The organism is Corynebacterium sp. HMSC06C06 (assembly GCF_001807295.1).
Classification (GTDB): domain Bacteria; phylum Actinomycetota; class Actinomycetes; order Mycobacteriales; family Mycobacteriaceae; genus Corynebacterium; species Corynebacterium striatum.
This window is the reverse complement of record NZ_KV788489.1, coordinates 81,203-99,512: the sequence shown is the minus strand read 5'-3', so window position 1 is coordinate 99,512 and position 18,310 is coordinate 81,203. Positions and strand designations below refer to the sequence as shown.

The following is an 18,310-nucleotide window of genomic DNA, read 5'->3' as shown; positions in this document are numbered from 1 at the left end:
AATCTGGTCCGACACTGCAATGTTTAGGCGAGCTCAACAATCTCCATGTATTCGTCGTTCCATAGATCCTCATCGCCATCAGGCATGATGATGACGCGCTCGGGCTTCAGCGCCTTGACCGCACCGGGGTCGTGTGTAACCAACACGACGGCGCCGGTGTAGGTGGAAAGTGCGTCGAGCACCTGCTCACGAGACTGCGGGTCCAGGTTGTTGGTCGGCTCATCCAGCAGCAAGACGTTTGCGCGCGAGGACACCAGGGTTGCCAGCGAAAGGCGGGTCTTCTCACCACCGGATAAGGTACCGGCGGGTTGCTCCAGCTTGTCGCCGGAGAACATAAAGGCACCGAGGAGGCCGCGGAGATCCTGTTGGCCTGCGTCCGGGCAAGCTTCAATGGTGTTCTCCCACACGGTCTTGTTCGCGTCGATGTTGTCGTGCTCTTGCGCGAAGTAGCCGATACGCAGACCATGGCCGGAAACAATGCCGCCCTCACCGTCGGTGCGTTCTACTCCCGCAAGCAGCTTCAGCAACGTGGTCTTACCAGCGCCGTTGTAACCGAGAACAACCACGCGGGAGCCCTTGTCGATGGCGAGATCGACGCCGGCAAAGACTTCCAAGGAACCGTACATCTTGGTAAGACCCTTAGCGTTCAGCGGGGTCTTGCCGCACGGCGCGGGCTCAGGGAACTTAATGTGCGCGACCTTGTCGGCCACGCGAACTTCATCCAGTTGGTTCATCATGCGGTCCGCGCGGGCAAGCATCTGCTTGGCAGCGGCCGCCTTGGTGGCCTTCGCGCCGAGTTTGGCAGCCTGCTTCTGTAGGGCCGAAGCCTTCTTCTCCGCATTGGCGCGCTCACGTCGGCGGCGAGCTTCGTCGGTAGCGCGCGCATCCAGGTACTTCTTGAATCCCATGTTGTAAATGTCGGCCTCGGCGCGCACCGCATCAAGGAACCAGATCTTGTTGCACACAGCCTCAAGGAGGTCCACATCGTGAGAGATCATAATGAGGCCGCCCTCGTGCTTGGACAAGAAGCCGCGCAGCCACGTAATGGAGTCAGCATCCAAGTGGTTAGTCGGCTCATCCAACAGCAAGGTGGTCTGGGATTTGCCCGAGCCAGTCGACGCTGCGAAGAGGATCTGCGCAAGCTCCACGCGGCGGCGCTGACCGCCGGAGAGAGTCTTCAACTGCTGGTCAAGGATGCGCTGCGGCAATCCTAAGTTGTCGCAAATCTGCGCACACTCGGCGTCGGCTTCGTATCCGCCAAGAGCGTGGTACTCCTCCTCCAGGCGGGAATACTTGCGGATGGCTTTGTCGCGGAACTTCTCATCCGTGGCAGTCTCCATCAGCTCCTGCTGCTTTGCCATACGGCGCTTGATCTCGTCCAAACCGCGGGCGGAGAGCACGCGCTCACGAGCGGTGATCTCGATATTGCCTTCACGGGAGTCCTGTGGCAGGTAACCAATGGGGCCGGAACGCGTGACAGAGCCGCCAAAGGGCTCGGTCTCCCCTGCCAGGATGCGCATCGTGGTGGTCTTGCCTGCACCGTTGCGTCCGACCAGCCCGATGCGGTCACCCGGCTGCACTCGCAGGTGCTGGCCGGGAGCGTCGAGAAGCGTACGTGCGCCCACGCGCACCTCGAAATCATTGGTCACAATCACGAGGAATCAGTCTATCAACCGGCGCTAACAGGTCATAGCTGAGCCAAAACCAGAAAACAAGAAGAGTCCCGCGGCCATTCGGCAGCGGGACTTATCAGGATGTGGAAGTTTAAATTACTCGCTTAGACTGCAAAGCCCAAAGCCTGCAGCATCTCTCGGCCTTCCTCGGTAATCATATTCGGACCCCATGGCGGCATCCAGACCCAGTTGATCTGGACGGCGTCGGCAAGCTTGTTGCCCACCACTGCGTCTTCAACCTGCTCACCAATGACATCGGTAAGCGGGCAGGCCGGCGAGGTCAGCGTCATGTTGATCATCGCTGTCTCCTTGCCGTCGACGTCCTCGAGCCAGACGTCATAGACCAGGCCCAGATCAACCACGTTGATACCGAGCTCCGGGTCAATGACGTCACGCATGTACTCGGTGATGTCGAAGACCTTGGCAATCTGTGCCTCGGTTTGGGGCGGACGGTCGCCGCCGCCATCGAAGTTGGCGTTGGCGTCCTGGTATGGATTTACTGGGTCAGACATTTATTTCTCCAGTTCATTGAGCGCTTCCACGGATGCGGCCTGGAAGGCCTTCCATCCGAGGAGAGCGCATTTAACGCGGGCGGGGAACTTTGCGACGCCGCCGAAAGCAACACCGTCGCCGATGATTTCATCATCGCCTTCGACTTCGCCACGGGAGGTCACCATCCTCTCGAACTCTTCGAGCTTTTCTTTGGCCTCAGACAAAGATTTGCCAATGATTTCCTCAGCCATCACAGAAGTCGAGGCCTGCGAAATGGAGCAGCCCTCTGCCTCATAAGAGACATCCTCAACGGTCTTGCCATCTGCGGAAAGCTTTACGCGCAAGGTGATCTCGTCCCCGCAGGACGGATTGACGTGGTGGACCTCAGACTGGCCCTCGCGCAGGCCCGCGAACTTCGGGTTCTTATAGTGGTCCAGGATGACATCCTGGTACATGGAATCTAGATTCATTTACTCCACTCCAAAGAATTCGCGTGCAGCCTTGACGGCTTCGATGAGCTTGTCCACTTCTTCCTCAGTGTTGTAGAGGTAGAAGCTAGCGCGGGCAGTCGAGTTGATGTTGCCCGCACGATGCAGCGGCCACGCGCAGTGGTGGCCAGTACGGATGGAAACACCGTGCGAATCGAGCACCTGACCCAGGTCATGCGGGTGGATACCGTCAACCACGAAGGAGATGGCACCACCGCGTTGCTCGGTGGTGGTTGGACCAACGATGCGCAGACCAGGGATCTGCTGTAAGCCTTCCAGTGCGCGAGCAGTGAGCTTCTGCTCGTGGGCGTGGATGTTTGCCATGCCCACTTCGCTCAGGAACTTGACGGCTGCGCCAAGGCCCACGACCTGGCTGGTCATCTGCGTCCCCGCCTCAAAGCGAGTAGGCGGGGCTGCAAAGGTGCTTTTTTCCATTCGGACGACCTCGATCATGGAGCCGCCGGTCAGGAATGGCGGAAGCTTTTCCAACAGCTCTGCCTTTCCGTAGAGCACGCCGACACCATTCGGGCCGCACATCTTGTGTCCCGAGAAGGCAGCGAAGTCCACGTCGAGCGCGTGGAAGTCCACGGCCATGTGCGGAACTGACTGGCAGGCATCCAAGACGACGAGAGCGTTTACGGCACGAGCGCGGCGAACCAGTTCTTCGACGTCAGCGATTGCACCCGTGACATTGGACTGGTGCGTGAACGCGACGACCTTGACGCTCTCATCAAGCTCGAGGGAATCGAGGTCGATGCGGCCATCTTCGGTCATCGAGTACCACTTCAGCGTGGCGCCGGTGCGCTGGCACAGTTCCTGCCATGGGACGAGGTTCGCGTGGTGCTCGAGCTCGGTGACGACGACGGTGTCGCCCTCCCCTACATAGAGATCACCTGCACGCTCATCCGACAGCGTGTAGGCAACCTCATTGAGGGCCTCCGTTGCGTTCTTGGTGAACGCAATCTCGTCACGGTCGGCGCCAACGAAGGCAGCGATGGCCTGGCGAGCAGACTCGTAAGCATCGTCGGCCTCTTCGGCCAGCTGGTAGGAACCACGGTGGACTGGAGCATTCGTGCCAAGCACGAACTCCTCCTCCGCCTTCCAAACTGGCAGTGGCCTTTGGGAGGTAGCTCCCGAGTCGAGGTACACCAGCGGCTTATCGCCGCGCACGGTGCGCTCGAGAATCGGGAACTGCTTCCTAATGGCAGTTACATCGAAGTTAGACATTAGCCTTCTTACTTAACAAACTGATCGTAGCCGGACTCTTCGAGCTGGTCAGCGAGCTCTGCGCCGCCGGTCTTGATGACCTGGCCGTTGGCGAAGACGTGCACAAAGTCAGGCTTGACGTAGTTGAGAATGCGCTTGTAGTGGGTGATCATCAGGATGCCGCCGTGGGTTTCCTCCTGGAAGCGGTTGATGCCCTCAGAAACAACGCGCAGAGCGTCGACGTCGAGGCCGGAGTCGGTTTCATCCATGATGGCGAACTTAGGCTTCAACAGATCCAGCTGCATAACCTCGTGGCGCTTCTTCTCACCGCCGGAGAAGCCCTCGTTAACAGCTCGGTGTGCGAAGGACTTATCGATGGAGAGCTTCTCGCGAGCCTCGGTTAGTTCCTTGTTCCACTCGCGCAGCTTCGGAGCCTCGCCACGGACAGCGGTGACAGCGGAGCGCATGAACTGAGCCATCTTGACGCCCGGGACCTCGGTTGGGTACTGCATAGCCAAGAAGAGGCCAGCGCGGGCGCGCTCGTCAACTTCCATCTCGAGGATGTTTTCGCCGTCGAGCAGGATCTCGCCCTCGGTTACTTCGTACTTCGGATGGCCGGCGATGACGTAGGACAAGGTGGATTTACCGGAGCCGTTAGGGCCCATGACAGCGTGGGTCTCGCCGGAGTTGATGGTGAGGTTAACGCCCTTGAGGATTTCCTTAGGCTCGCCGTTCTCGTCGTTCGGGAGGACCTGCGCGTGGAGGTTCTTAATTTCCAGGGTGGACATTGAGTTATACCTGCTTTCGGGGATTGTTAAGCGTTGATTTTTTCGAGCTCGTCAATGACGCGGGTTTCCAGATCCTCGCGCAAGGACTCAACCGGAATACGGGAAATGACCTCAGAGAAGAAGCCGCGGATGATGAGTCGGCGTGCCTCGGCAGCCGGAATACCGCGGGACATGAGGTAGAAGACCTCAAGATCATCGAAGCGGCCTACGGTTGCGGCGTGGCCTGCCCCCACGATCTCACCGGTCTGGATCTCCAGGTTCGGGATCGCATCGGCGCGTGCGCCTTTAGTAAGGATGAGATTGTTGTTGGTCTCGTAGGTATCGGTGTTGTTTGCATCCTGGCGGATCAGAACGTCGCCGACCCAGCAGGTACGGGCTTCTTTGCGTCCAGACTCGACAGTGCCGTCAGCCTGGTTGGTGCCCTGCAGGGCACCCTTGTAGAACACACGGGAACGGCAGTTCGGCACGGAGTGGTCCACCAGCAGACGGTTCTCGAAGTACTGTCCAGCATCTGCGAAGTAGACGCCGAGCATCTCGGCGTCGCCGCCAGGAGCTGTGAAGGCAACGCGCGGAACGATGCGCACGATCTCGCCGCCGAAGATGGCGGTGTTGTGGCGCAGAACAGAATCTCGACCCATGGAGGCGACCTGGTGGCCCAGGTGTACCGCGTTGTCTTCCCAGTCAGCGTCGACAACAACGGTGACGTTGGCGCCGTCGCCGACGATGAACTCAACGTTGTCGGCGTGGGTACCGGTACCCACGTACTTGAGCACGACTGTTACCTCGGCGTGGCGGCCAACCTGAATGGAAGTAGCACCAAAGGAGGTGACTCCCTCGCCTGCACCGGTGATGGTGATCTCGACGGGGTCGTTGACCTGTGCATCCGCATCGATGGTCACGATCTGTGCCTCCGGCATGGATGTCCATGCCTGCGCGGCAACGCGATCGGCAGGAGCGCCAGCGGTGCCCAAGCGGGCGTCATCGGGAGCAACAGTCTCAGTCGACACGCCTGCTGGGGTGGTTACGGAAATCTTCTGTGCAACGGCCGGTGCGAACTCGCCGTTGTGCAGACCGCGCAGGTGGCGCAGCGCGATGAAGCGCCAGACCTCGTCGCGGCCGTGTGGAACCGGGAAGTCATCGACGTTAAACGAGGTGAACTGGTCACCCTTCGTGACGTCAGCCGGATTGAATTCGTTGGAGGCAACCACTTAGCCCACCGATCCTTCCATCTGTAGTTCAATAAGGCGGTTGAGCTCGAGGGCGTACTCCATCGGGAGCTCCTTCGCGATTGGCTCCACGAAGCCGCGCACGATCATCGCCATTGCCTCCTCTTCCGCAATGCCGCGGGACATGAGGTAGAACAGCTGCTCCTCAGAGACCTGGGAGACAGTTGCCTCGTGGCCGAGGGTCACGTGATCATTGCGGATGTCGTTATACGGGTAGGTATCCGAACGCGAGTTGTTGTCCACGAGCAGTGCGTCGCACTCGACGTTCGCGGTGGAGTTGGAGGCGTTCGCGTTAACCTGCACCAAGCCACGATAGGCAGCGCGGCCACCGTTGCGGGCAACGGACTTCGACACGATGTTGGAGGAAGTACGCGGTGCCATGTGAACCATCTTGGAACCGGTGTCCTGGACCTGACCCTCGCCAGCGAAAGCCAGGGAGAGGACCTCGCCTTTAGCGTGCTCACCAGTCAGCCAGCAGGACGGGTACTTCATGGTGACCTTGGAACCGATGTTGCCATCGACCCATTCCATGGTGCCGCCCTCTTCGACCTTGGCACGCTGGGTAACCAGGTTGTAGACGTTGGTGGACCAGTTCTGGATGGTGGTGTAACGGCAACGTCCGCCCTTCTTGACCACAATCTCGATAACGCCGGTGTGCAGGGAGTCCGAGTTGTAAATCGGAGCGGTGCAGCCCTCGATGTAGTGAACGTAAGCGTCTTCCTCAACGATGATGAGGGTGCGCTCGAACTGACCCATGTTCTCCGTGTTGATGCGGAAATAAGCCTGGAGCGGGATGTCCACGTGAACGCCCTTCGGGACGTAGACGAAGGAGCCGCCGGACCAGCAGGCGTTGTTCAGTGCGGAGAACTTGTTGTCGCCTGCCGGAATAACGGTGCCGAAGTACTCCTGGAGGATCTCCGGGTACTCCCTAACGGCAGTGTCAGTGTCGACGAAGATGACGCCCTGTGCTTCAAGATCTTCACGGATCTTGTGGTAGACCACCTCAGACTCGTACTGAGCCGCAACACCAGAGACCAGACGCTTTTTCTCTGCATCCGGAATGCCGAGCTTGTCGTAGGTTTCCTTAATGTCGGCGGGAAGGTCATCCCACGTCTGGGCTTGCTTCTCCGTGGAACGGACGAAGTACTTGATGTTGTCGAAGTCGATAGCGGAGAGATCCGGGCCCCACGTTGGAACCGGCTTCTTGTTAAAGATGCGCAGCGCCTTCAGCCGGGATTCCAGCATCCACTCCGGCTCGTTCTTCTTCTCAGAGATATCGCGGACAACGTCCTCGCTGAGTCCTCGGTGAGCTGCCTGACCCGCTTCGTCGGAATCGTGCCAGCCGTACTCGTAACCGCCGATGGAAGAGATGATCTCGTCATCACTCATCTTGGTCTCGAGGCCTGGCGCCGGTTGTGCCTGAGTCATAACCCGCTCCTTTCGTCTAAAGATTTGTTTTCCGGTCAGGGCTGACCGGAGTCAAGGGGATGTTTGTGGTGCAGATTCCGTGGCCATCCGCAATGGAGGCCAAGGGTTGCACGTGTTTACCTAATAGGGCAGAAAAGACTTCTTGCTCAGCCTCACACAACTCCGGATGTTCCGCGGCCACGTGGGCTACGGGGCAATGGTGCTGGCAAATCTGCACACCGTTGCCCGCACTATTTACCGTGGCAGCGTAACCATGTTCATCAAGAACCTCAGCGAGTTTCTTCGCCACTTCCTTTACAGACTCGTCATCCCGCACAAGTGGTTTAACGTCTGCCAGAAGTTTCTCGAAACGTGCTTTGGCAAAGCTACGCACTGCCTCGGCACCGCCGGTCGCGCGCAGGGCGTCCAGAGCATCCGAAGCAAGCGCGTCGTAAGCATGGCCAAATTGCGCACGCCCACGGTCGGTGAGGCGGAAATGCTTGGCAGGGCGGCCACGCCCAGCCGAATGGGGCCGACGATGGACAACCTCTGTTAGCTCTTCTTCCACCAGAATGTCTAAGTGCCGGCGAATTCCGGCGGCCGAAAGACCTAGGCGCTCGCCGAGGTACGACGCCGTCACCGGGCCGTCCTTGAGGAGGAGAAGCATGACCTGGCGGCGGGTATCGCCCTCGGTGGTTCGGGTCTCTTTATCTGTGACCATGTGCTGCACCTCCTTGTTAAAAACGAACGTCTATTTTTAGACAACACTAGTGTTCCCTAATTCATTCCTAATTTCCACCAGCGCTGGTCCCGGCGTGGCGTACCTTCACCCCCGTTTGAACAGAAGGCCCGCTAAAGTGTTTCTTTATGAAACAGCGTCTCACTGCCTTCCTAACGGGTGTCCGCGAGGACCTCCCGCGTTTTGGCAGTGCGGGTTCTCGTTCCGCGCAGCTGCACGCTGATTCAGATGATGCAACGAGGGGCTCGCTTTCCGACGCCCTATATGACCTGCTCCCCGACGATCCTGAGGTTCGCCCGCGCACCTCTATTAATCAACTACGCGCCTTTTTCGTCCTGCGTTGGATGGGAACACTTGGCGCAATCCTTATCGCGGTTGGCGGCCTGGGGGCGGGCGCTCTCCCCGTGGTGGGTAATCCTTATGACAACGTTCCATTCGGCTCTTTAATGTCTCGCATGCTGCAGTCGGCCTCAGCATTGGTCTTTTTGGGTGTCGGCCTCATGGTGACCGCGTGGGTACTCATCGCGCCTTTCGTGGGCACGCCACTACGCGGTGCCCGTGGCACAAAACCTCGACGCTTGCTAACCCAAAGCCAGCTCTGGCGAACGTGGGCGGGTTGGGTCATCCCACTCATTTTCACCGCTCCCCTGTTTACGCAGGATATTTATTCCTACCTTGCTAATGGCTCCATCGTGGCCCAGGGGCTCGATCCCTATTCAGCAGGCCCCGTTCAGTTATTGGGATCGGAGGACCCACTAGCTCGCTCGGTTCCATTCATCTGGGCCAACTCGCCCTCGCCCTATGGCCCTGTGGCACTGGGCCTCGCGGCCATAGTTAGCTTGCTCACGCATAACTCGATCATCCTCGGTGTTATTGCGCATCGTATTCTCTCGTTGGCGGGCATCATTGCAGCGGGATGGGCGACCTCGCAGCTGGCACGTCGCTGCCGAGTTTCTCCAGAATCAGCGCTTTGGCTGGGTATCTTGAACCCACTGACCACCTTGCACCTAGTGGGCGGTATTCATAACGAGTCGGTGATGTTGGGGTTGGCACTCGTGGGCTTGGAACTGGGCCTGCGCGGGGTCGATAAGTTGGGCGGAAGACCCGTGTGGTTCTATTTCTTGGTCTCGGGCCTGCTCATTTCTTGCGCGGGCATGGTCAAGGTGACGGGCTTTATCGGCTTGGGTTTTGTGGGCATGGCCCTGGCCCGAGTGTTGATGCTGCGGCGCGGCTATTCCCCCCTGGGTGCCATAGCTAGCGCAACCGCAGTCCAACTCGGCATCCTCATCCTGTCCATCGGCATCGTCACACTTGCATCCGGCATCGGACTGGGCTGGATCACGGGCCAAGGCGGTGCCGCAAGCATTCGTTCTTGGCTTTCCTCTAGTACCGCCGTGGGCGTGGGCGCCGGCTTCCTAGGGATGCTTTTGGGTTTGGGCGACCACACTGAGGCAATCCTCTCCTTTACCCGCGCGGTAGGCGTGCTCGTCGCCACCGGATTCATGTTCCGCATGCTCCTTGCAACGTATCGCGGAAGCATCCATCCGATTGGCGGTCTGGGAATCTCGACGCTTGTGTTAGTCGTTTTCTTCCCTGTGGTCCACCCGTGGTACATCCTCTGGGCGGTGTTGCCGCTTGCGGCTTGGGCTAACCGGCTCATCTTCCGCCTCACTGTGGTGATTTATTCGGCCGGGATGAGCTTCTTCGTTCTCCCGCGCGGCCTTGGCCTCCCGCCCGGCACGATCGCTGTCATCTATATTTCCGCAATTGCTGCATACGTCGTGGTCATGGGGCTGTGGACTCTCCTATTACGTCGCTCAAGAATTAGTGTCCTAAACTAGTCCTTCGTGAATACAACTTTCGATGGATCCCCAGCTCTCGAGCTGACGGACGTAGTCAAAACCTACGGGAACAAAAGAGCCGTAGACGGGCTCAGCTTCCATGTGAATCGTGGAGAAATGCTGTGTCTGCTGGGCCCCAATGGTGCGGGTAAGACCACGACTATCGAGATGTGCGAGGGCTTTAAGAAGCCGACGTCGGGAAGCATTCGTGTCCTTGGCCTCGACCCCAGCACAAGTCCCGATGCCGTACGGGAGCGCATCGGAATCATGCTGCAAGGTGGTGGCTCTTATTCCGGAATTCGCGTCCGCGAGATGCTACAGCTTAGCGCGAAGTACAGTGCCAACCCCCTCGACCCGGATTGGCTCATCGAGAAGCTAGGACTCAAGGGTGTCGAGAAGAACACCTACCGCCGTCTCTCCGGCGGTCAGCAGCAGCGACTTTCCTTGGCGCTAGCCATCATTGGCAGGCCGGAGCTGGTCTTCCTAGACGAACCCACCGCAGGTCTCGACGCGCAGTCGCGGCTAGCTGTGTGGGATCTCATTCGTGCGCTGCGTGCAGACGGCGTAACCACTATCCTAACTACCCACCTGATGGATGAAGCGGAGGCGCTTGCCGACAGAGTGGTCATCATTGATCACGGACACATGGTGGCTCAAGGCACCACCGCCGAGCTGATGGAATCCACGGGGTCTCCACTCATTAGCTTTGAGACCTCGACCGAAGTTGACCTCGCAGCGCTGCGTGCGGCAGATCTTCCTACGGATGCCACCCGCCCACTGCACTACCGCGTCGAGACTCCGGCCACCCCGGAGGTCATCGCCCGCCTAGCGCAAGAGTTGGCACGACAATCCGTGACCTTGCGCAGCCTCGACACCACACACCGCAATCTTGAGGACGTCTTCCTTGATATCACCGGCCGCGAGCTGAGGAGTTAAGAACCATGTCACGTTTTGAACCAGGAGCTTTCACTCCCAATCCGCAGCGCGCCAGCGTATGGGCTATGGCCCGGGCACAGGGAGTCATCGAGTCAAAGCTGATGATCCGCCACGGCGAGCAACAGCTGCTCAGCATCGTCATTCCGCTCGCCCTCCTCATCGGGGCGGCCCGCATGGAGAGCGTCACCGGCCAGGGGCTCAAGGAAGTTTTCCCCATGGTCTTGGCTGTGGCCTCCACCAGTTCGGGATTTACGGGTCAGGCTATTTCTCTTGCCTTTGACCGCCGCTACGGGGCGCTAAAGAGAACCGGCGCCTCCGGTGTACCCGCATGGACAATCATCGCGGGCAAGATTGCCGCGGTCTTTTCCATGGTGTTTCTACAGGTGGTAGTGCTGGGTGGTGTTGCTTTTCTGCTAGGGCTGCGTGTTGGCCTCTCGGGGATCGTGCTCGCCTTGTTTACCCTCGTACTGGGTGTGGCTTCCTTTACTGCACTAGGTTTGCTGCTCGGCGGAACCCTAAGCTCCGAGATGGTCCTCGCGGTGGCGAACCTCATTTGGTTCATTCTCATGGGCGTTGTCGGTTGGGCTATGTATTCCCAGGGCCTCGGCAATGATGGGCTTCTTACGCTCGTTCCTACGGTCGCTATGGCAAGTGCGCTAAACGATGCCTTCAACAACGTGTTTCCTTGGCAGGAACTGTTGGTCCTTATCGCATGGGCCGGGGCGGCGTCGTTTGCAGCGGTCCGTTGGTTCCGTTTCGAAGGCTAAATGTGACTTTTGTCTTTTTCCCGGTTTCCAGCGTGAAGGGTTTCGTTCCGAGCGCACCCGCGCGGTAGTCTTTTTAACGTGAATTCCGGTAATAAAGTAACGACGTTCTTTCGCGAGGCGACGCCCACGATTAAGCAGCAGCGCCTCATCGCACTGATTCTGCTCATCTGCCAGGGTGGCATCACGGTATCGGGCGCTATTGTCCGCGTTACTGGTTCGGGCCTTGGCTGTATCACCTGGCCGGAGTGCCACCCGGGTTCGCTGGTTCCGCTGTCCGGCGCGGCGCCGTGGATCCACCAGCTCATCGAGTTTGGTAACCGCCTGCTTACCTTCGTGGTTTCCGCCGCAGCCGTGGCCGCCATCGTCGCCATGCATATGGCTCGTCGCCGTACCGAGCTAAAGGTCTATGCCTGGCTCAACCTTGCCGGTATTATGGTCCAGGCCGTCATCGGCGCCATTTCCGTGTTCCTGAAGCTCAACTGGTGGGCCGTGGCGCTGCACTTCCTGCCGTCCATGATCTTGGTGTGGCTGGCTGCAATGCTCTACTCCCGCATCCTGGAGCCCGACGATGGAACTCCTACCCGTATGTTCCCGCAGGCAATCCGCGTCATGGCAGCGATGGCAACCATCGCCCTGGCAGTCGTCTTGACCACCGGCACCATGGTTACCGGCTCCGGAGTTCACTCCGGCGACGATGGCGTTGGCATGGAAGGCCGCCTTAACGTCGACACTGAATTCATGGCTGTCGTACACGCTATGTGCATGTACGCCTACTTGGTCTTGACGCTCATCGTCGTCTTCATGCTCTACCGCTTCCGCGCCTCCGAGCTGGCCAAGAAGGCGGGCTGGGTGCTCATCGCCTGCATCTTGGTCCAATGGGGCATCGGCGTAGCTCAGTTCTACATGCACATCCCACGCTGGACTGTTCCAATCCACATCGGCATGTCTTCGGTGGTTACCGCCTTTACCGCCCTGCTCTGGGCACATGGATTACGTCGTACTGGCGGTTCGGAGAACCTTGTGACCGGTTCCCCCGCTGCCGAAGAAAAGTACGCAGCGCGTCGAGCAGCGTTGGCGCAGCGTTGACAAAGTTAGGAAGCCGCTAGCATCTTTATTCCGCTCTTCGGGCCACCCCCTCGGAGGGCGGTTTTCCTGTATATACAGGCCTCGCTGGGATAGCCTTTGTATATGTACGCAATTCAGGTCAACCAGACTGGCGGCCCAGAAGTTCTCAAGTATGTCGAGATCCCGGCCCCCACTCCCACCGAGGATCAGGTGCTTGTCGACGTCATCGTTGCCGGCGTCAACTACATCGATACCTACTACCGTGAAGGAATCTACAACGCCGCCACACCATTCGTGCTTGGACTCGAAGGCACAGGCCGAGTCGTTCACGACCCAAAGGGAGAAATCGCCGAGGGAACCATGGTCGCTTGGGACCATGCTTTTGGTTCCTACGCTGAACAGGTCTGCGTATCCCGCGACCGCATTGTTGCCGTGCCTGATGACTTCCCACCAGAGGTTGCGGGGTCAATGCTCCTGCAGGGCATGACGGCTCATTACCTGGCTAATGGGGTCTACCAGCTCGGCGAGGGAGCCTCCTGCCTGATTACTGCCGGCGCTGGCGGCGTTGGCCTCATCTTGACTCAGATGGCCAAGGCGCTGGGGGCCACCGTCTACACGGTCGTCTCCACCGATGAAAAGGAACAGCTCTCCTACGAAGCGGGTGCGGACCAAGTATTCCGCTACGGTGAGGGTCTGGCGGAGCAAGTGCGCCGCTTCAACGGCGGCCGCGGCGTCGACGTCGTCTACGACGGCGTCGGCAAAGACACCTTCAACGAGTCCCTTGAGGTTGTCCGTCCACGCGGCACCGTGGCTCTGTTTGGCGCCGCATCCGGCCCAGTCCCGCCCATGGACCCACAGTTGCTCAACAAGCATGGCTCCATCTTCCTGACACGTCCTTCGCTGGGTGCCTGGACCGCTCAGGAGGGCGAATTCCAGATGCGCGCACAGGCAGTCGTCCAAGCCGTCACAGACGGCGCCGTCACCTTCAACGTGACCGCCTCTTATCCCCTCAAGGACGCTGCTCTGGCTCACCGGGACTTGCACGCCCGCAAGACCACCGGCTCGATTGTCCTGCGCGTGCGCGAGGACAACTAGCGCAGAAATTCTAAGGCGCCGTACTTAACGTACGGCGGTACTTAACGTACGGCGCCGTTCTGCTTTCCTAAACATCCCTAGATGGCTTTTAAAACTCCCCGAGAGCTTAGAACCAGGCGGTGGACCAACCCAGCATGCTGCCGATGGATTCCAAACCGAGCACGGCATCAATAGACAGGCCGATGAAGAGAACCGAAAGATAGTTGTTGGAGTAGATAAACAAGCGCATCGGCTTGACCTTCGCGCCGTTCTTCACGCCCTTATGCAGAGCTATAGCAATCCACAGGAAGACTGCACCTGAGACCACTGCGGCAACGAGGTAAATCCACGAGGCAGCCGGAATGATGAGGAAAGTCACGATGACGGTGCCAACGGTGTACCAGACGATCTGGCGGGTGACTTCCACCTCTGGTGCCACGACGGGCAGCATCGGCACGCCTGCCTTGCGGTAGTCCTCCTTATACTTCATGGCCAGCGCCCACGTGTGCGGCGGGGTCCAGAAGAAGATGATGAGGAACAGGACGATGGCCTGCCACCACTTGTCCGGCTCGCCGGCCGGGGCGTTGTCGCGGATGACCGCCCAGCCGACCATTGCCGGCATACAGCCTGCGAGGCCACCCCAGACGATGTTCTGGGAGTTTCGCATTTTCAAGAACTTCGTATAGACGAACACGTAGAAGAAGTTCGTCAGGATCACGAAGAAGGCCGCAAGCCACGAGTGCGCGAGTACGCCCAGCCAGAAAACGGAAAGAAACAGCATGATCCACGCGAAGATGGCTGCGTTACGGCGCGAAATCTTGGCGCGCACCAGCGGCCTTGCACGCGTGCGCTGCATCTTCTGGTCGATCTCATAGTCAACAACGTTGTTAAAGGTATGAGCAGCCGCCGCGCCCATCCAGCCGCCGAAGATGGTGGACAGAATCAGCCAGAAGTTATCCGTCACGGACTCGATTCCACGCTGTGCCTGGAGCATCGCCGGGATTGCGGCAACAAGGAGGAGCTCAATGATCCTCGGCTTCGTCAGCGCAAAATAGGCCTTGATCGTCTCCAAGGATTATTCCTCCAGTATCTGGCATGGGTGTATTTCAGCTGCCTGGGTAAGAGGCCGCAATGTAGTAGTCGGCTATTCGGCTTAAATAGTTCCCACGCGCGGCCGTGGCGTCTTAACCATGCCAGCCTACAGTTTCTCAGACAGTTTCAATAATCCGCCACGGGCAAATGAAAATCTCGTCACTGACAAATCAAAACCTCTAGACTTGAGGGGTCAATGAACATTCGAACCTAAAAGTGAGGCTTCCCACAGTGTCGCAAGAAAAGCTGTCCCCAGAACTGCAGGCCATGGTTGAACGCCGTTACCCGGCTGACTGGACCGACGTGGATACTCGCGCAGTAGATACTGTCCGTGTCCTGGCCGCGGACGCCGTCCAGAAGTGCGGTTCCGGCCACCCGGGTACCGCGATGTCGCTGGCGCCCCTCGCCTACACGCTCTACCAGCGCGTCATTAATCACGACCCTAACGATGTGAAGTGGGCTGGCCGTGACCGCTTTGTCCTCTCCGTTGGCCACTCCTCGCTGACCCAGTACATCCAGCTTTACCTCGGCGGCTTCGGTCTCGAGCTTGATGACCTCAAGTCCCTGCGTACCTGGGGCTCGCTGACCCCGGGCCACCCGGAGGTTAACCACACCGATGGTGTTGAAATCACCACCGGCCCGCTCGGCCAGGGCCTGGCCTCCGCAGTGGGCATGGCCATGGCTTCCCGCAAGGAGCGCGGCCTTTTCGACGCGTCCGCACCCGCAGGCGAGTCCCCTTTCGATCACCACGTCTACGTCATCGCGTCCGATGGTGACCTGCAAGAGGGCGTTACCGCAGAGGCCTCTTCCCTCGCGGGGACGCAGAAGCTCGGCAACCTGATCGTGTTCTGGGATGACAACCGCATCTCCATCGAGGACGATACGAACATCGCGTTCAACGAGGACGTCGTCAAGCGCTACGAGGCATATGGCTGGCACGTACAGACCGTGGAATCCGGCGAAGACGTCGTAGCCCTCGAAGCCGCTGCCAAGGCTGCGCGTGAGGAGACCGAGCGTCCTTCCTTCATCCGCGTCAAGACCGTCATCGGTTACCCGGCACCGAACAAGATGAACACCGGCGGCGTACACGGTGCCGCCTTGGGTGACGACGAGGTCGCCGCAACCAAGGAAGTCTTAGGCTTCGACCCAGCACAGACCTTCGAGGTCTCCGACGAGGTCATCAACCACACCCGCAAGCTGCGCGAGCGCGGTGCTCAGGCCCACGCCGAGTGGCAGGAAAAATTCGATGCTTGGGCTTCCGCTAATCCGGAGGCAAAGGCCCTCTTCGACCGCATGCAGGCCCGCGAACTGCCAGAGAACTTTGATGCTGAGCTTCCGACCTGGGATGCCGGCGAATCCGTAGCCACCCGTAAAGCTTCTGAAGCTACCATTCAGGCACTGGCTGCTGCTGTACCGGAGATGTGGGGCGGCTCCGCTGACCTTGCAGGCTCCAACAACACCGTTATCAAGGGTGCCGAGTCCTTCGGCCCAGAGTCCATCACCACTGGCGCTTGGAATGCCCAGCCATACGGCCGCAACCTCCACTTTGGTATCCGTGAGCACGCCATGTCCGCCATCATGAACGGCATCGCCCTACACGGAAACACCCGCGTGTACGGCGGTACCTTCCTCATCTTCTCTGAGTACCAGTACCCTGCCGTTCGCCTAGGCGCCTTGATGTCTACTGACACCTACTACGTGTGGACCCACGACTCCATTGGCTTGGGCGAGGACGGCCCGACCCACCAGCCGGTAGAAACGCTCGCCGCACTGCGCGCTATTCCGAACCTCTCCGTCATCCGTCCGGCAGACGCCAACGAGACCGCGCAGGCATGGGCCGCTGCATTCGAGTACAAAGCTGCTCCAAAGGGCCTGGCGCTGTCCCGCCAGAACCTGCCTGTTCTCGAGGGCACCAAGGAGAAGGCACGCGACGGCGTTCGCCGCGGCGCTTACGTTCTGGTCGAAGGTTCCAAGGAAACGCCAGACGTCATCCTCATGGCAACCGGTTCCGAGGTTAAGCTCGCGGTCGAGGCAGCCCAACAGCTCGAATCCGAGGGCACCGCAGCCCGCGTCGTTTCGGCTCCGTGCCTTGAGTGGTTCGACGAGCAGGACGACGCCTACCGCGAGTCCATTCTGCCTTCCGCTGTCCGCGCCCGCGTCTCCGTCGAGGCAGGCCTGGCAATGCCATGGCACAAGTACACCGGCACCTTCGGCCGCAATGTCTCCCTCGAGCACTTCGGCGCTTCTGCCCCAGCAGAGGAGCTCTTTGAGAAGTTCGGCTTCACTACCGCTGCGGTAGTCGACGCCGCCCACGAATCCATCACCGCAAGCAAGTAAGGAAAGCATGTCTCACATTGACGAACTAGCACAGCTCGGTACCTCCACGTGGCTCGACGACCTCTCCCGCGAGAGGCTGGAGTCCGGCAACTTGGCGGAGATCATCAAGACCAAGTCCATCGTGGGTGTTACCACCAACCCGGCAATCTTCGCGGCAGCGATGTCGAAGGGCACCGCGTACGATTCCGCGATTGCTGCGTTGAAGGAAGAGGGCGCCAAGGCTGACGACGCCGTCTACTCCCTGGCGATCGACGACGTCGCCAATGCATGCGATCTCTTCGCCGGCATCTACAAGGCATCTGAAGGCCGCGACGGCCGCGTGTCCATCGAGGTGGATCCGCGCATTTCTGCAGATACCCAGGCCACCATCCAGCAGGCTCGTGAGCTGTGGGCGCGCGTCAACCGCCCGAACCTGATGATCAAGATTCCGGCAACGGACGGCTCGCTGCCGGCTATCGCAGACGCGCTTGCCGACGGCATCTCGGTCAACGTCACCTTGAACTTCTCCGTGGAGCGCTACGCCCAGGTCATCGATGCGTTCAAAAAGGGCATCAAGCGCGCTGCTGAGGCAGGTCATGACGTATCCAAGATTCACTCGGTCGCGTCCTTCTTCGTTTCCCGTCTAGATACTGAGGTGGACAAGCGCCTCGAGACCATCGGCACGCCGGAAGCTCTCGCGGCTCGTGGCAAAGCCGGCGTCGCCAATGCGCAGCGTGCTTACGCCCTTTTCGAGGAAGAATTGCTCAACTCGGACGATCTTCCAGAGGGCGCAAACGTGCAGCGCCCACTGTGGGCATCTACCGGCGTAAAGAACCCGGAGTACCCAGCAACGCTGTACGTTTCCGAGCTTGCTGGCCCGCACACGGTCAACACCATGCCGGAGAAAACCATTGATGCGGTCCTTTCCGAAGGTAACCTGCACGGTGACACCCTCTCCGGCGCAAAGGCTGAAGCAGATGCGGTATTCGCTGAGCTCGAGGGTTTGGGCATCGACTTCCAGGACGTGTTCGCAGTGCTGGAGAAGGAAGGCGTCGACAAGTTCGTCGCGGCTTGGGATGAGCTGCTCGAATCCATGGCTGCTCGCCTTTAACTAAAGAATTCTTCGCCTTGCGCCCCGCTGACTAACCTCAGCGGGGCGCTTGTCGCTAGAATGTGTCGCTGGACAAAGATTTGGGAAAG

At 59.4% G+C, this 18,310-nt stretch carries 16 protein-coding genes; 7 read left to right on the top strand and 9 right to left on the bottom strand.

All coding sequences use genetic code 11. The annotated features are described in order from the left end of the window. Window positions 1–23: 23 nt before the first annotated feature. The 8 genes from HMPREF3153_RS05560 to HMPREF3153_RS05525 form a co-directional block, all read right to left on the bottom strand. A complete protein-coding gene (locus HMPREF3153_RS05560) occupies window positions 24–1,655 on the bottom strand; it encodes an ABC-F family ATP-binding cassette domain-containing protein (protein WP_049158920.1) in 1,632 nt (543 codons plus the stop codon). 122 nt (window positions 1,656–1,777) lie between these two features. Next, entirely contained in the window at window positions 1,778–2,185 is a 408-nt protein-coding gene (locus tag HMPREF3153_RS05555; RefSeq protein ID WP_049158917.1) for a metal-sulfur cluster assembly factor, read from the bottom strand. Further along, window positions 2,186–2,635 (bottom strand): Fe-S cluster assembly sulfur transfer protein SufU, encoded by a 450-nt coding sequence (gene sufU, locus HMPREF3153_RS05550; protein WP_005531585.1) that lies wholly within the window; start codon window positions 2,633–2,635, stop codon window positions 2,186–2,188. It lies immediately after the preceding gene. Further along, window positions 2,636–3,880: a cysteine desulfurase gene (locus HMPREF3153_RS05545; RefSeq protein WP_049158915.1), complete on the bottom strand. Its 1,245-nt coding sequence runs from the start codon at window positions 3,878–3,880 to the stop codon at window positions 2,636–2,638. An 8-nt stretch (window positions 3,881–3,888) separates the two neighbouring features. Continuing rightward, on the bottom strand, window positions 3,889–4,647 hold the full coding sequence (sufC, locus tag HMPREF3153_RS05540; protein WP_046645957.1) for a Fe-S cluster assembly ATPase SufC: 759 nt from the start codon (window positions 4,645–4,647) through the stop codon (window positions 3,889–3,891). Window positions 4,648–4,673: 26 nt separating this feature from the next. Next, window positions 4,674–5,855: a Fe-S cluster assembly protein SufD gene (gene sufD / locus HMPREF3153_RS05535; RefSeq protein WP_070420263.1), complete on the bottom strand. Its 1,182-nt coding sequence runs from the start codon at window positions 5,853–5,855 to the stop codon at window positions 4,674–4,676. Then, window positions 5,856–7,301, bottom strand: a complete 1,446-nt coding sequence (sufB, locus tag HMPREF3153_RS05530; protein ID WP_005531592.1) for a Fe-S cluster assembly protein SufB — start codon at window positions 7,299–7,301, stop codon at window positions 5,856–5,858. It lies immediately after the preceding gene. Between the two features lie 16 nt (window positions 7,302–7,317). Further along, a complete protein-coding gene (locus HMPREF3153_RS05525; RefSeq protein WP_046645955.1) occupies window positions 7,318–8,001 on the bottom strand; it encodes a helix-turn-helix transcriptional regulator in 684 nt (227 codons plus the stop codon). 146 nt (window positions 8,002–8,147) lie between these two features. On the opposite strand from HMPREF3153_RS05525, the gene mptB reads away from it, so the two are divergent. From mptB to HMPREF3153_RS05500, 5 genes are all read left to right on the top strand, one after another. Next, entirely contained in the window at window positions 8,148–9,860 is a 1,713-nt protein-coding gene (gene mptB, locus HMPREF3153_RS05520; RefSeq protein WP_049158911.1) for a polyprenol phosphomannose-dependent alpha 1,6 mannosyltransferase MptB, read from the top strand. A gap of 6 nt (window positions 9,861–9,866) precedes the next feature. After that, window positions 9,867–10,796, top strand: a complete 930-nt coding sequence (locus tag HMPREF3153_RS05515) for an ABC transporter ATP-binding protein (RefSeq protein ID WP_046645954.1) — start codon at window positions 9,867–9,869, stop codon at window positions 10,794–10,796. 5 nt (window positions 10,797–10,801) lie between these two features. Then, on the top strand, window positions 10,802–11,563 hold the full coding sequence (locus tag HMPREF3153_RS05510) for an ABC transporter permease (protein WP_070420262.1): 762 nt from the start codon (window positions 10,802–10,804) through the stop codon (window positions 11,561–11,563). A gap of 78 nt (window positions 11,564–11,641) precedes the next feature. Further along, window positions 11,642–12,649, top strand: a complete 1,008-nt coding sequence (locus tag HMPREF3153_RS05505) for a COX15/CtaA family protein (RefSeq protein ID WP_046645952.1) — start codon at window positions 11,642–11,644, stop codon at window positions 12,647–12,649. 102 nt (window positions 12,650–12,751) lie between these two features. Further along, the gene (locus HMPREF3153_RS05500) at window positions 12,752–13,723 is read left to right on the top strand and encodes a quinone oxidoreductase family protein (RefSeq protein WP_046645951.1); all 972 of its coding nucleotides are present in this window, start codon (window positions 12,752–12,754) and stop codon (window positions 13,721–13,723) included. Between the two features lie 106 nt (window positions 13,724–13,829). Here the strand turns inward: HMPREF3153_RS05500 and HMPREF3153_RS05495 are convergent, their stop codons facing one another. Continuing rightward, on the bottom strand, window positions 13,830–14,774 hold the full coding sequence (locus tag HMPREF3153_RS05495) for a heme o synthase (RefSeq protein ID WP_070420261.1): 945 nt from the start codon (window positions 14,772–14,774) through the stop codon (window positions 13,830–13,832). 287 nt (window positions 14,775–15,061) lie between these two features. On the opposite strand from HMPREF3153_RS05495, the gene tkt reads away from it, so the two are divergent. Beyond that, window positions 15,062–17,131: a transketolase gene (gene tkt, locus HMPREF3153_RS05490; protein WP_210385556.1), complete on the top strand. Its 2,070-nt coding sequence runs from the start codon at window positions 15,062–15,064 to the stop codon at window positions 17,129–17,131. Window positions 17,132–17,138: 7 nt separating this feature from the next. Then, window positions 17,139–18,221 (top strand): transaldolase, encoded by a 1,083-nt coding sequence (gene tal / locus HMPREF3153_RS05485; RefSeq protein ID WP_070420259.1) that lies wholly within the window; start codon window positions 17,139–17,141, stop codon window positions 18,219–18,221. Window positions 18,222–18,310: the final 89 nt, after the last annotated feature.

Coding starts and splice junctions, on each gene's coding strand:
- HMPREF3153_RS05555 (WP_049158917.1), bottom strand. CDS start 2,185: ATGTCTGACCCAGTAAATCCATACCAGGACGCCAACGCCAACTTCGAT.
- sufU (WP_005531585.1), bottom strand. CDS start 2,635: ATGAATCTAGATTCCATGTACCAGGATGTCATCCTGGACCACTATAAG.
- HMPREF3153_RS05545 (WP_049158915.1), bottom strand. CDS start 3,880: ATGTCTAACTTCGATGTAACTGCCATTAGGAAGCAGTTCCCGATTCTC.
- sufC (WP_046645957.1), bottom strand. CDS start 4,647: ATGTCCACCCTGGAAATTAAGAACCTCCACGCGCAGGTCCTCCCGAAC.
- sufB (WP_005531592.1), bottom strand. CDS start 7,301: ATGACTCAGGCACAACCGGCGCCAGGCCTCGAGACCAAGATGAGTGAT.
- HMPREF3153_RS05525 (WP_046645955.1), bottom strand. CDS start 8,001: ATGGTCACAGATAAAGAGACCCGAACCACCGAGGGCGATACCCGCCGC.
- mptB (WP_049158911.1), top strand. CDS start 8,148: ATGAAACAGCGTCTCACTGCCTTCCTAACGGGTGTCCGCGAGGACCTC.
- HMPREF3153_RS05510 (WP_070420262.1), top strand. CDS start 10,802: ATGTCACGTTTTGAACCAGGAGCTTTCACTCCCAATCCGCAGCGCGCC.
- HMPREF3153_RS05500 (WP_046645951.1), top strand. CDS start 12,752: ATGTACGCAATTCAGGTCAACCAGACTGGCGGCCCAGAAGTTCTCAAG.
- tkt (WP_210385556.1), top strand. CDS start 15,062: ATGGTTGAACGCCGTTACCCGGCTGACTGGACCGACGTGGATACTCGC.
- tal (WP_070420259.1), top strand. CDS start 17,139: ATGTCTCACATTGACGAACTAGCACAGCTCGGTACCTCCACGTGGCTC.